Below are 12603 nucleotides of genomic sequence, written 5' to 3'. Positions count from 1 at the left end.
GTCCGTCAGGCGAGCCCGGGCAGTGCGCGGTTCAGGATCGTGTCGACGTCGGTGCCGGCCGGGAGGGTGCCGAAGGCGTGGCCCCAGTCGCTGCCCAGGCGGGACGCGCAGAAGGCGTCCGCGACCGCGTGCGGGGCGTGGCGGACCAGCAGGGCGGCCTGGAGGGCGAGCGCCGTCCGCTCGACCAGCCGGCGGGCGCCGAACTGGTCCGCCCCGGCCAGCTCGGTCTTAAGGGAGGCCACGGCGGCGTCGAGGCGGGCGTCCGCACCGCGCGCGAGCGCCAGCTCGGCGAACAGCGCCTCCGCGCTGCCCGGTTCCCGGCCGAGGGCGCGCAGCACGTCCAGCGCGTTGACGTTGCCCGAGCCCTCCCAGATCGACAGCAGCGGGGCCTCCCGGTAGTGCCGGGGCATGCCCGAGTCCTCCACGTACCCGTTGCCGCCCAGGCACTCCAGGGCCTCCGCGGTGAAGGCCGGCCCCCGCTTCGTCACCCAGTACTTGCCGGCGGCCGTGGCGATCCGCCGGAAGGCGCGTTCACCGTCGTCCCCCCGCACCGCCCGGTCCGCCGCCCCGGCCAGCCGCAGCGTGAGCGTGGTCGCCGCCTCCGACTCCAGCGCGAGATCGGCCAGCACATGGCGCATCAGCGGCTGTTCGAGCAGCCGGGCGCCGAACGCGGTGCGATGCCCGGCGTGGTGGCCGGCCTCCACCAGCGTCCTGCGCATCAGCGTCGCCGTGGCCATCACACAGTCCAGACGGGTGCAGTTGACCATCTCGATGATGGTCTTCACCCCCCGCCCCTCGGGGCCCACCAGCCAGGCCACGGTCCGGTCGAACTCCGGCTCCGAGGAGGCGTTGGACCGGTTGCCCAGCTTGTCCTTGAGGCGCTGGATGCGGAAGGCGTTGCGGCTGCCGTCGGGCAGCACCCGGGGCACCAGGAAGCAGGACAGCCCGCCGGGGGCCTGTGCCAGCACCAGGAAGACGTCGCACATCGGCGCCGACGTGAACCACTTGTGCCCGCGCAGCGTGTACACGCCGGGCTCGCCGGTGGGCGTGGCCGTCGTGGTGTTGGTACGGACGTCCGAGCCGCCCTGCTTCTCGGTCATCCCCATCCCGGCGAGCAGCCCGCGCTTCCCGGTCGGCACCCGCAGCCCGGGCTCGTACTCCCGGCTGGTCAGCAACGGCTCGTAGACCTCGGCCAGCTCCGGCTGCGCGCGCAGCGTGGGCACGGCGGCGTACGTCATCGACGTCGGGCAGCCGTGCCCCGTGTCCGTGTGCCCCCACACCAGCCCGCCCGCCGTACGGGCCACATGGGCGCCGGGCCGTTCGTCCGCCCAGGCCGAACCGGCGAGGCTCGCTTCCACCGCCGTGCGCAGCAGGTGGTGCCAGCCGGGGTGGAACTCGACTTCGTCGACGCGGTGGCCGTAGCGGTCGTGGGTGCGCAGCACCGGCTCGTGGCGGTTGGCCTGTTCGCCCCACTCCTGGGCCTCGGCGCTGCCGGCCCGGGTGCCGAGGCGGCGGACGTCCTCCTCGGCCCACCCGGCGCCCTCCCGGCGCAGCCCCTCCAGGAGGGCGGCGTCGTCGGAGGCGTCGTAGGGGACCAGCGGCGGGGGCTGGTTGGTGACGTCGTGCGTGGCGGACCCTGCGGGCCCCTGTGCGGCTTCGGCGACCATACGGCCATGTTGCGCTTTCCCTGCGGTTGTAGCAATAGTGCAACATGGTCGCGGACGTAGGGTACGTGCCCATGCGCGTGAACGAGTCGGCCGGGCCCGGGGCGGCCGGCCTGCGGTCCCTGTCCGCACGGTCGGCCGTGCTGAGCATGCTGCTCGCCGTGCACCCGCCCCAGTTGCCGGTGAAGGACCTCGTGCGGCTGGTCGAACCCTTCGGCGTCGGCGGTTCCACGCTGCGGGCCGCCCTGAGCCGGATGGTGGCCGCGGGCGACCTGTGGCGCACCGACGCGGTCTACGGTCTCAGCGACCGGCTGCTCGCCCGTCAGCGCCGGCAGGACGACGCGATCCACCCCGGCACCCGCGCGTGGCACGGCGACTGGGAGATGGTGGTGATCACGGCGACGGGACGCGGTCCCGCCGAACGCGCCGAACTGCGCTCCCGGCTGACCGCCCTGCGCCTGGCCGAACTGCGCGAGGGCGTCTGGCTGCGCCCGGCCAACCTCGAACGGCGCCTGCCGGACGGACTGCGCGAGGTGGCGGGGGCCTACACCGCCCGTCCCGACGAACCGGCGCAGGACCTGGTCGCCCGTCTGTGGCCGCTGGACGGCTGGGCGGCCACCGCCCGCGCCCTGCTCGCCCACGCGGCCGCCGCACCCGGCCCCGCCGAACGCCTCACCGCCTTCGCGGCGATCGTGCGCCATCTCCTCGGCGATCCCGTCCTCCCGCCCGCCCTCCTGCCCACCGACTGGCCGGGCCCCGCGCTGCGCACGGCCTACGCCGAGTACCGGCGGGAGGTGGCCGCCGCGGCGGGCTGGCGGGACCGGGGCGAGGCGTGACGGCCCGCTGACCGCGGCGGCGGCCCCGGCGGCCCGGATCTGTGCCGTGCGGGTGGCGCGGGCGGCGCGCAGGGCGTTTGCTGGGAGTCAGCGGGAGTCAGCGGGAACAGGAGGATGACCAGGCCGGTCGCGGGCACTCGGTGGGGCGAGGGGGACGATCTCACCCGAGGAGAGTCATGGCTGAGCGGAACGACTCGTCGGTCCTCACGGCGCCCCTGCGCGGTGCCGCCTCGGTGCTGCGCAAGGTGCCCGGCGCCACGGCGGTGGGCAGGGCCGCGGAGGAAACCCTGGACAAGGTGGGCGCGGTCTCCCCGCGCGGACGGCGCATCGCGGTGTACGCCGGCGCGGGGGTGCTCGGCGCCGCGGGCGTGGTGGAGTGGCCGGTGGCCCTGACCGGTGCCGCGGTGGCCTGGCTCACCCAGCCCCGGCCCGCCGAGCGGGAGGCGGCGGCACCACTGGAGGAGACGGCACAGCGCCCGCACGATCTCGGCACCGCCGCACTGCGGTCCGGCCCCGAGACCCACGAACACGGGCCCGAACACGGACACGGGCACCGGCAGGAACACGGACACGGAAAGAAGCACGGGCACGGGCACGCCGGTGAGGACCAGGCACCGGGCGCGGCCGAAGCCCCCAAGAAGATGACCGGGCCCCTCGGTCCCACCGCACGCCCCGACCGCACCACCCGCTGAGGAGGGCCCCTTGCCCGGTCTGTTCACCGTGCCGCGAGCCACCCTCCGGCTGCTGCCCGCGGCACCGCGGCTGCTCGCCCGTGCATCCGCGCCCGCCGTGGGGGTCGCCGCCGGGGCGGCCGCGGGGACGGCGCGCGCGGGCGTGCGCGGCATGGACGCCGCCGTGCGGGTCGCCCGCGTCGCCCGCAACACCCTGCCCGGCGGCGACGACCACTGGCGCTCCGGCACCCGCGCCCACCTCGCCCTGCGCCCCCTGCCGCCCGAGCCGGGCGACGGCGCGGAGCCGCCCCCGGCACACGAGCGCGCCGGCGGTACGGCACCCCCCGCGCCGGGCACGGCACCCACCCAGCCGGAAGGCACGGCCGGCACGACGCCTCCCGCCGGGGGACCCGAGCCCCCCTCGGCCCACGAGCACCCGGCGGACACCACGCCACCGCCCCCCGGGCCCCTCGGCGGCACGGAACCCCCGCCCACCACACCCCCTGCGGGCACGGAACCCCCGCCCGCCGCACCCCACGGCCGCGCCCGCACCGCCCACCTGGCCCGCCGTGTCGCCGCCGCCCTCGCCGAGCGGCCCGACGTGCTGTTCGCCTACTGGGACGAGGGGCTGGGCCGGCTGGTCGTGAGCGCCACCGAGGAGGGGGCCGGCGACGAGGTCCTCGCACGCGCCGCGGAACTGGCCGCCCACCACGGGCTCGAACTGGCCGCCGCGGACGTGGAGGAGACCACCCACCCGGCCGACCCCGCCGGGGTGCGCACCGCCGTGGCCACCCTGTCGGCCGACGCGCTGGGCATCGCCGTCGCGGTCGCCGGGTACGCGCTGCGGCTGCCGCCCTCGCCCCGGATGGTGACCGCCGTGGTGACGCTGCTGCGCGAGAACCCGCGCTTCCGCGCCTGGCTGCGCACCCGCCTCGGCCCCGCCCGGATGGACCTCGTCCTGGCCGCCGCCAACGCCGCCGTGCACGGCGCGGGGCAGACCCCGGCCTCGCTGCTGCTCGACGGCGCCCTGCGCACCTGCCAGGTCGCCGAGACCGTCGCCCGCGCGGCCGCCTTCGACGCCGTGCACGACGACCTGTGCGCCCCCGGCCGCGTCAGCCTCGCGCCCGGCGCCGAGCCCCGCCCGCCGCTGCGGGAGTCGCCCGCCCAGGAGTACGCGGCCCACGCCTCCGCGGGCAGCGTGCTGGGCGCCGCCGCGACCCTGCTGGTCAAGCACGACGCGGCGGAGGCCGCCGAAGCGGTGCTCGCCGGCTCGCCCAAGGCCGCCCGCTACGGCCCCGCCGCCTTCCACGCCGTGCTCAGCGCCGCCCTCTCCCGGGCCGGGGTGCTGGTGCGCGACCCGGACCGGCTGCGCCAGCTGGAGATGGCGGGCACCGTCGTGCTGCACTGCGGTGCGCTGCGCGGCCCCGACGGGGAGGCCGACCCCTGGGCCGAACCGGTGCTGGACGCGGCCCGCCGCGCCGGGCTCAGGGTGGTCCTCGTGGACGACCCCGCCCTGGAGGACTTCACCGGCCTCGCCGACCAGGTCGTGGACGCCCGCCGCCCGCTGGACGACGTGGTCTACGAGGCGCGCCGCGAGGCGGACGCCGTCCTCACGGTGGCCCGCGTGCGCTCGGCCGACGAGAGCGACGTCCTGGCCGCGCTGCGCGGCAGCGATGTCGCCGTCGCCCTCACCGACCGGGGCGGCGCCGTGGTGTGGGGCGCCGACATCCTGGCCCTGCACGGGCTGCCCGACGTGTGGCGGGTGCTGACCGCGATACCCGCGGCCCGCGCGGTCGGCCGCCGCGCCCAGACCATGGCCCGCTCCGGCGCCGCGCTGTCCGGACTGCTCGTGGCCGTCGGCGAGGCCAAGGGCGGCCGGGGGCGCCTCGCCATGCTGCCGGGGCTGCGGCACGCGCCCGTCGACGCCGGCGCCGCCACCGCCCTGTTCACCGGCGTCCGCTCCGCGCTCGGCGTGGCACTGGCCCGCGCCCCGCACCCGAGGCCCCGGGTGCACTGGCACGAACTCGACCCGGATCAGGCCCGGGACCGCCTCGAACACCAACCCGCCGAGGTAAGCACCCCGTTGGGCGCCCTCACCGCGCGGGTGCGCACCGCCGCCGAAGGGGTGTACCGGCACCCGATGGCGGCCCCGGCCCGCTGGACCTACGAGCTGGGCAGCGCCGTCCGCGGCGAGCTGCACGATCCGCTCACCCCGGTCCTCGCGGTCGGCTCGGCCGCCTCCGCGATCCTCGGCTCGGTCGTGGACGCCCTGCTCGTCGTCGGTGCCCTCGATCTGAACGCCCTCGTCGGCGGCGTCCAACGGCTGCGCGCGGAACGGGCGTTGTCGGGTCTCGTCGCGGACCAGAAGCGCAAGGCCCGGGTGGTGCCGCCCGAGGAGGAGGCCCCGGCCGGCGGCACCCGCACCGTGGAGGCGGGCAAGCTCGCGCCCGGCGACGTGATCCAGCTGAAGGGCGACGACGTGGTGCCCGCCGACGCCCGGCTGCTGTGGCAGGACGGCCTGGAAGTGGACGAGTCCGCGCTGACCGGCGAGTCGCTGCCGGTGGAGAAGGACACCGATCCCACCCCGCACGCCCCCGTCGCCGACCGCAGCTGCATGGTCTTCGAGGGCACGACCGTGGTGGCGGGCGAGGCGCGGGCCGTCGTGGTCGACACCGGCGAGCACACCGAGGCCGCCCGCGCCGTCCACCTCGCCGCGCGCACGCCCCCGGCGGCCGGGGTCCAGGCCCGCCTCCAGGAACTCACCCGCAAGGCACTGCCGTTGACGCTGGCGGGCGGCGCCGCCGTGACCGGCCTGGCGCTGCTGCGCGGCACCCCGATCCGCGAGGCGGTCAGCGGGGGAGTGGCGGTCGCCGTGGCCGCGGTCCCCGAGGGGCTGCCCCTGGTGGCGACGGTCGCCCAGCTGGCGGCCGCCCGGCGGCTCAGCCGCGACGGCGTCCTGGTGCGCACCCCGCGCACCCTGGAGGCGCTCGGCCGGATGGACACCATCTGCTTCGACAAGACCGGCACCCTCACCGAGAACCGGCTGCGACTGGTGCGGGTCTCGGACGCGGAGGGAACCGTGCGCGCCGCCGCCGACACCGGCTCCGCGGACACCGTACGGGCCGCCGCGCGGGCCTGCCCCCGCACCAACGGCGGCTCCGACCGGCCGGTGCACGCCACCGACGAGGCCGTCCTGGACGCCGCCGGACCCGACCGAGCGTGGACCCAGCTCGCGGGCCTGCCCTTCGAGGCCGCCCGCGGCTACGCGGCCGCCGTCGGACGGAGCGGCGACGGGCCACGCCTCCTCGTGGTCAAGGGCGCCCCGGAGACCGTGCTGCCCGCCTGCGCCGGACTTCCGGCCGGGGCCGCCGAGGCGGCCCAGGAACTGGCCGGTTCGGGACTGCGCGTCCTCGCCGTGGCCGAACGCCGGCTCGACCCCGGCGACGACCCGTCCGACGTACTCGAACAACCGCTCCAGGGGCTGGAGTTCACCGGCGTGCTGGCGCTGTCCGACGTACCCCGCGACACCTCGACGGCGCTGGTGAAGGGGCTGCACGAGGCGGGCGTACGGCCCGTCGTGCTCACCGGCGATCACCCTCAGACCGCTCGTGCCATCGCCGCCGAACTGGGCTGGCCGGAGGAGACCGTGGTGGTCACCGGCGACGAACTGGCCGCGGCCGACCGGGCGTCCAGGGCCCGGATGCTGCGCGACGCGGGCGTGGTGGCCCGGGTGGCGCCCGAGCAGAAGCTCCAGGTCGTCGAGGCGCTGCGGGACGCGGGCCGGGTGGTCGGCATGGTCGGCGACGGCGCCAACGACGCCGCGGCCATCCGCGCCGCCGACATCGGCGTCGGCATCAGCGCCCGGGGCTCGGCCGCCGCCCGCAACGCCGCCGACATCGTGCTGACCGACGACGACCTGACGGTGCTGATCGACGCCATCGGCGAGGGCCGCGCCCTGTGGCACAGCGTCGCCGACGCCATCGCCATCCTCATCGGCGGCAACGCGGGCGAGGTGGCCTTCGGCCTCATCGGCACCCTGCTGTCCGGCCGGGCGCCGCTGTCCACCCGGCAGATGCTCATGGTCAACCTGTTCACCGACCTGTTCCCGTCGATGGCGGTGGCCGTCACGGAGAAGGAGGGCGAAGCGGACCTCGCCCATGTCGAGGAGGCGGCCGGGGTACTGGGCGACCCGCTGCTGCGGCAGATCCGGCACCGCGCCACGACCACCTGTCTGGGCGCGCTCACGGCCTGGCTGATCGGCCGTTTCACCCCGGGCACCGCCCGCCGCTCCAGCACCATGGCGCTGTGCGGGGTGGTCGGCACCCAGCTGGTGCAGACCCTCCTCGACCGGCGTGACAGCCGGCTGGTGCAGCTCACCTCGCTGGGCTCCGCCGCGGCCCTCGTCGCCGTCGTCCAGACCCCCGTCCTCAGCCGCGCCTTCGGTTGCACCCCGCTCGGCCCCGTCGCCTGGGGCGGCGTGGTCGCCGCCATCGGGCTGGCCCTGGCGGGACAGCGGGCGCTGCCCCGGCTGGAGGAGACGGTGGTACGGCTGCTGCCGACCTGAGACCCGCCGCCGGGCCGCGGGGTCACGAGGACCTGGCCACCGCCAGCAGCGTCTCCCAGTCGGCCAGCTTCACCACGCCCCGGCCCAGCCGCGCGCCCAGCTCGGCCTCCGCCCGCTCGATCGCCAGCCAGCCGTCCCAGGGCACCGGCTCGATCCCGGCCGCCCGCAGCGCCGGGACCGGGTCGGCCGGCACATCGGCGCGCGCCAGCGCGGGCGCGTCCAGGAGCAGGGAGGCCACCGTCTCCTTGGCGCACGGCCGGTTGGTGCCGATCACCCCCGAGGGGCCCCGCTTGATCCAGCCGGCGACGTACTCCCCGGGGGAGGCGGCACCGTCGCGCACCACCCGCCCCGCCGTGTGCGGCACCGTGCCGCTCGCCTCGTCGAACGGCAGCCCCTCCAGCGGCACCCCGCGATACCCCACCGAGCGCAGCACCAGCTGAGCCGGCAGCTCCTCGTACCGTCCCGTGCCCGTCACCCCGCCCCGGCCGTCCGGTGCGGTGCGCTCGAAGCGGACCGCGCCCACCCGGCCGCCGTCCGCCAGCAGCTCCACGGGACGCAGGAAGAACCGCAGCCGGACATGCCGCCCGGCGCCGGGCGACGGCCGCTCCGCCCAGCCGCGCAGCACGTCCAGATTGCGCCGCTGCACCGCGGGCAGCGCCTCCGGGTCGACCGGGTCGAGCGCCAAGTCGCCCTTCTCCACGACGACTTCGGTGCCCGGCAGGGTGCCCAGCTCGCGCAGCTCCTTGGTGGTGAACCGGGCCTGCGCGGGACCGCGCCGCGCCACCATGTGCACCTCGGCGACCCCGCTGGCCGCCAGCGCGTCCAGCGCCGCCTGCGGCATGTCCGTCGGCCGCAACTCGGCCGCCTCGCGCACCAGCATCCGGGTGACGTCCACCGCCACGTTGCCCGCGCCGATGACCACCGCCGAGCGCACCCCGCGCAGGTAGTCGGCGGCGGCCGCGTCCGGGTGCGCGCTGTACCAGGCCACGAACTCGGTCGCCGACCAGCTGCCCGGCAGGTCCTCGCCGGGGATGCCGAGACGGCGGTCGGTGGCGGCGCCCACGCAGTACACCACCGCGTGGTACAGCCCGCGGAGCACCTTCACCGGCAGCCCGCCGGGCCCGCCCACCCGGACCCCGCCGAGGAAGCGCACCCGCTCGTGCTCCAGCACCGTGCGCAGGCTCGCCTGGAGGGACTTGATCTTCTCGTGGTCCGGGGCGACGCCGTACCGGACCAGGCCGTACGGGCACGGCAGCCGGTCCAGCACGTCCACGAACACCTCGGCGTCCTGCTGGACGAGGTGCTGGGCGGTGTAGCACCCGCTCGGTCCGGATCCGACGACGGCGACTCGCAGCACGGCGGTGCTCCTGACGCGAAAGGAGAGTGCGCGGACGGTTCCAGCATGGCACCCGGCGGGCCCCCGGTGGCAGGGCCCGCCGGGTGACGCGGACGCGTGTCCCACCGGATGGCGGGCGAGCGCCCGGTTACGTTGCGTGGGTGCTTGAGGCATCCTTTCTTGATCTTTCCGATCGGAACGCGGAGGACGGCGCGGTGTCCGTGTGGCCCGCGTGGGAGGTGCGCGAGCACGACGGCGCCCTGTCCTGGCTGCATGTGCGGCTGGACTTCCCGGACGGCGCCGGAGTGGACGCGCTGGCCGTGGTGAGCGGCACCGGGTGCGTCTCCGTGGAGGAGGTCCGGGCCCGCCCCGCCCTCTCCCTGGACGACCTCGCGCTGCTCGCGGACTGGATCGAGGAACCGCTGCTGGAGGCGTTCCGTGCGGGGGACCGCGCCGGGGACGGGGGCCAGCCGCCCGGCGTCCCGCGCCGGGGAGCCCGCCGTGCCCGCCCCGCCTGGCCCCGCGGCACCGAGGGCAGGCTGCTGCTCGCCCGCGCGTACCGCGCGGCCCAGGAGGCCGGCGCCGACCCGGTGCTCGCCCTGATGCAGGCCACCGGCCACAGCCGCCGCCGCACGCTCGGCCTGATCGCCCGGGCCAGGGACGCGGGCCTGCTGACGCCGAGGCACGCCCGTCGGTAGAGGCGCCGATAACGCGGCCGGCGCGCGGGACGGCGTGGGGACGCTCGTGCCGGGGAGACCGGCTAGGAGGCCCCCGGCGCGCGCTCCCCCGTGGCGAAGAAGCGTGACAGGTCGCGTTCCGGGGTTTCGGAGCCCACCGTGCGCTCCGGTGGTACACCCAGCTCCCAGTCCAGCCCGTACCGCTGGAACAGTTCGGCGCGCAGGGCCGGGACGGGCATCGGTACGCCCGGGACCAGGGCCGCGTACACCGCGCCCATCAGCAGGGCGCGCAGCATCGGGTAGTCGGCCGTCACGTCCTCGGAGCCGTACCGGGAGACGGTGTCGCCGAGCAGTTCCGACAGCCGCCGCTGCTCCGGGCACTCCACGAAGCCCTCGGCCTGAAGCAGCCCCGCCATGTGCTGGCGCATCAGCACCGGCCGGTCGCGGGCCAGCCCGAGGATCGCGTCGATGGCCCGGGCCAGCCGCTCCCGGCCGTCCTCGGTGCGCGGCTGCCGCTCCAGCGCCTCCTCCAGCGTGCGGTGCATCAGCCGGTGCACGGCGGACTGCACCAGCTGGCGCTTACCGGGGAAGTAGTACGACACCAGCCCGCGGGCCGAACCGGCCCGGTCCGCGATGGCGCCCAGGGTGGTCGCCTCGAAGCCACGCTCGTCCACCAGCTCCACGGCCGCCTGGAGCAACCGCTCCCTGGAACGCCTTCGCAATTCTTCATTGACCGAGGCGCTGCGCGGGGACATGCTGGACTCCTGCGTTGACTGGCTGCCAGCCAACTATACTCAACGCACCGGACCCCAGGTCCGGTCCGAGTTGCCGGCCGCTCGGGGTGACGCGGGGGATCACCTCGGGCGGCCGGTGCGCGTCCGCCCGCGCGGATCAGACCAGGCCGAGGACCGGGAGCAGCGCGTCCGGACGGAGCGTGACGGGCAGGTGGTCCACGAAGCGCACCCGGCAGCCGAGTGCCGCGGCACCGCCGTCCGCCTCCCTGCTGCCCCCCGGCGGCCTCCAACGCCGCGTCCGTCGCCCGCAGTTCGGCGTCGGGCAGGTCCCCCCGGTCTCGTCCAGCGCCGCGCGCAGCCAGGACTCGGTCGGCTCGACGCGGAACAGCACCCCGGAGAAGTCGAACGATCTCAGCCCAGCGCCCGCAGTCCCGGCACCAGGGTCAGCAGCACCGGGAGCGCCGGCACCAGCGCGGCCGTCGCGGTCAGCCGCAGCCGGTGCAGGGCCGGGAGGCGGTCGGGCGGGGTCAGCAGCCGGTGCACCCGCCGCGGAACATGCGCCTCGGGGGTGGGGCACGGCCCGAACACGCCGCGTTCCTCGTTGAGTTCGACCAGCGCCAGCGCCGTCGTCAGCCGGCCGAAGCGCCGGGAGGCCATGTCGTCGGCGGCCAGTTCCACCAGCCGGTGCATCTCGTCCCGGAACGCCGCGAAGACCGGTACCTGGGGGAACCCGTCCGCGAGCGCGGACGAGCAGTGCAGCAGCCAGTCGTGCCGGGCCCGCGCGTGCCCCTTCTCGTGCGCCAGCAGGGCGTCCAGCTGCCGCCCCTTCAGCCGCCGCAGCGCGGCCGTGGTGACGACCAGCCGGGGTGCCGTACCGGGCAGCCACCAGGCGTCCGGGCGCTCGCCCTCCAGCACCACCAGCCGGCCGCCCTTCGGCTCCTCGCCCGGCAACAGCGGGGCGCGCACCAGGAGTTCGGCCCGTCGCGCGCGGCGCCCCGCCCGGGACCGTACGACCTCCCGCACCAGCATGGCCGCGCTCCACAGGCCCGCGCCGGCCAGCAGCACGGCGGTGGCCGCCGCCCAGGGGCTCGCCGTGCCGAGGGCGTAGGCGTCCACGACCGCGTGCGGGGCCCGCGCGAACACCTGCCCGCGCACCGGCCGCCAGGCCGCGGCGGCGCTCAGGGTCATCGACAGCGCACAGCACAGCAGTACGGCCGCCACCACGCACTGCCACGCCCAGAGGGCGACGACCGGTTCACGGTCCGGCCAGTCGGCGCGGGCGAGCAGACGCGGGGCCACGACGGCGGTCAGGACGCCGAGCAGCAGCAGGGCCACGGGGACCATCATGGGCAGCACCCTATGAGCGCGGGGCCGCCCGGCGGTACGGTCCTTCACGCCGAAGTGACGCAGTCAACGCGCCACGCGCACACGTCACATCGTCAGCAGCATCGCGATCATGCCGATCCCCATCGACAACTGGCAGGCGCGGGCCAGCTCCGGGCGGTCGCCCCAGCGCGCGGGTGCGAGGCCGCCCACGGTGACGGCGGCGGGCACCAGACGGGCGCCGGTCACCAGCACGTAGCCCGTGAAGTAGAGCAGCAGGGCACCGGTCACCAGGGGCACCCCGGCGCCACCGGACATGCCGGCCATCTCCATGCCGCCCATCCCGCCCGTGCCGTCCATGTGGTGCATGGCCGGCGGGGCCACGGCCATCGCCGCCGCCATGTAGACCATCGCCGCCGCGCCCACCAGGTGGTGCAGATGGTGCCGGTCGCGGCGGACCGCCCACAGCGCGCGCAGCGCCGCGAGTCCGAAGACGGCCGCGTACACCGGCCAGGCCCACCGCGGCGGTGTGAACACCGCCGCGGGTACGGCCATCGCCGCCATCCCGAAACCCATCAGCGCCTCGCCGCCCGCGGAGCGCCGCTGCTCCTCGACGGCGCTGCGCAGCCGCAGCAGGCAGTAGGCCCCGGTCGCCGCGCACAGCGCGACCAGCAGCCAGGCAGCCGACACCGGTGCGTGCACGCCCACCTCCACGGCTCGACGGTCGGTCGAGGATGCGATGCCCAGGCCGGGCCGGGGCGCATACGAGCGCAAGGGTGTACACGGGGAGCGCTGACG

The 12603-nt window shown here is 76.6% G+C and carries 9 protein-coding genes and 1 pseudogene; 4 read left to right on the top strand and 6 right to left on the bottom strand.

The window, feature by feature from the left end; genetic code table 11:
* Nucleotides 1–5: 5 nt before the first annotated feature.
* Nucleotides 6–1667, bottom strand: a complete 1662-nt coding sequence (locus BLW85_RS06700) for an acyl-CoA dehydrogenase family protein (RefSeq protein ID WP_074991408.1) — start codon at nucleotides 1665–1667, stop codon at nucleotides 6–8.
* A gap of 71 nt (nucleotides 1668–1738) precedes the next feature.
* Between BLW85_RS06700 and BLW85_RS06695 the strand changes: the two genes are divergently transcribed.
* The 3 genes from BLW85_RS06695 to BLW85_RS06685 all read left to right on the top strand — a co-directional run bounded on the left by BLW85_RS06695 (nucleotide 1739) and on the right by BLW85_RS06685 (nucleotide 7735).
* On the top strand, nucleotides 1739–2500 hold the full coding sequence (locus BLW85_RS06695) for a PaaX family transcriptional regulator C-terminal domain-containing protein (protein WP_070026473.1): 762 nt from the start codon (nucleotides 1739–1741) through the stop codon (nucleotides 2498–2500).
* Nucleotides 2501–2676: 176 nt separating this feature from the next.
* Nucleotides 2677–3192 carry a hypothetical protein gene (locus BLW85_RS39290; protein ID WP_074991406.1) on the top strand — a complete coding sequence of 172 codons (516 nt, stop codon included), beginning with the start codon at nucleotides 2677–2679 and terminating at the stop codon, nucleotides 3190–3192.
* Nucleotides 3193–3202: 10 nt separating this feature from the next.
* Nucleotides 3203–7735 (top strand): cation-translocating P-type ATPase, encoded by a 4533-nt coding sequence (locus tag BLW85_RS06685; protein WP_208624818.1) that lies wholly within the window; start codon nucleotides 3203–3205, stop codon nucleotides 7733–7735.
* A gap of 22 nt (nucleotides 7736–7757) precedes the next feature.
* Here the strand turns inward: BLW85_RS06685 and BLW85_RS06680 are convergent, their stop codons facing one another.
* Complete coding sequence (locus tag BLW85_RS06680) at nucleotides 7758–9092, bottom strand: FAD-dependent oxidoreductase (protein ID WP_074991403.1); 1335 nt, start codon at nucleotides 9090–9092, stop codon at nucleotides 7758–7760.
* Between the two features lie 194 nt (nucleotides 9093–9286).
* Here BLW85_RS06680 and BLW85_RS06675 point away from each other — a divergent pair, with 194 nt between their 5' ends.
* Nucleotides 9287–9769: a DUF6214 family protein gene (locus BLW85_RS06675; RefSeq protein WP_074991400.1), complete on the top strand. Its 483-nt coding sequence runs from the start codon at nucleotides 9287–9289 to the stop codon at nucleotides 9767–9769.
* A 62-nt stretch (nucleotides 9770–9831) separates the two neighbouring features.
* On the opposite strand, the gene BLW85_RS06670 is transcribed toward BLW85_RS06675, so the two are convergent.
* The 4 genes and pseudogenes from BLW85_RS06670 to BLW85_RS06655 form a co-directional block, all read right to left on the bottom strand.
* On the bottom strand, nucleotides 9832–10503 hold the full coding sequence (locus BLW85_RS06670; protein ID WP_074991397.1) for a TetR/AcrR family transcriptional regulator: 672 nt from the start codon (nucleotides 10501–10503) through the stop codon (nucleotides 9832–9834).
* A gap of 136 nt (nucleotides 10504–10639) precedes the next feature.
* Nucleotides 10640–10759: pseudogene (locus tag BLW85_RS38320) on the bottom strand (hydrolase); the annotation flags it as partial.
* Nucleotides 10760–10893: 134 nt separating this feature from the next.
* Nucleotides 10894–11829: a M56 family metallopeptidase gene (locus BLW85_RS06660; protein ID WP_070026704.1), complete on the bottom strand. Its 936-nt coding sequence runs from the start codon at nucleotides 11827–11829 to the stop codon at nucleotides 10894–10896.
* An 84-nt stretch (nucleotides 11830–11913) separates the two neighbouring features.
* A complete protein-coding gene (locus BLW85_RS06655; RefSeq protein WP_074995992.1) occupies nucleotides 11914–12507 on the bottom strand; it encodes a DUF5134 domain-containing protein in 594 nt (197 codons plus the stop codon).
* Between the last annotated feature and the right edge of the window lie 96 nt (nucleotides 12508–12603).

This window comes from Streptomyces misionensis (assembly GCF_900104815.1).
In the GTDB taxonomy this organism is placed as follows: Bacteria; Actinomycetota; Actinomycetes; order Streptomycetales; family Streptomycetaceae; genus Streptomyces; species Streptomyces misionensis.
Note: the sequence above shows the minus strand (reverse complement) of the source record. Positions and strands in the feature narration are given on the sequence as shown.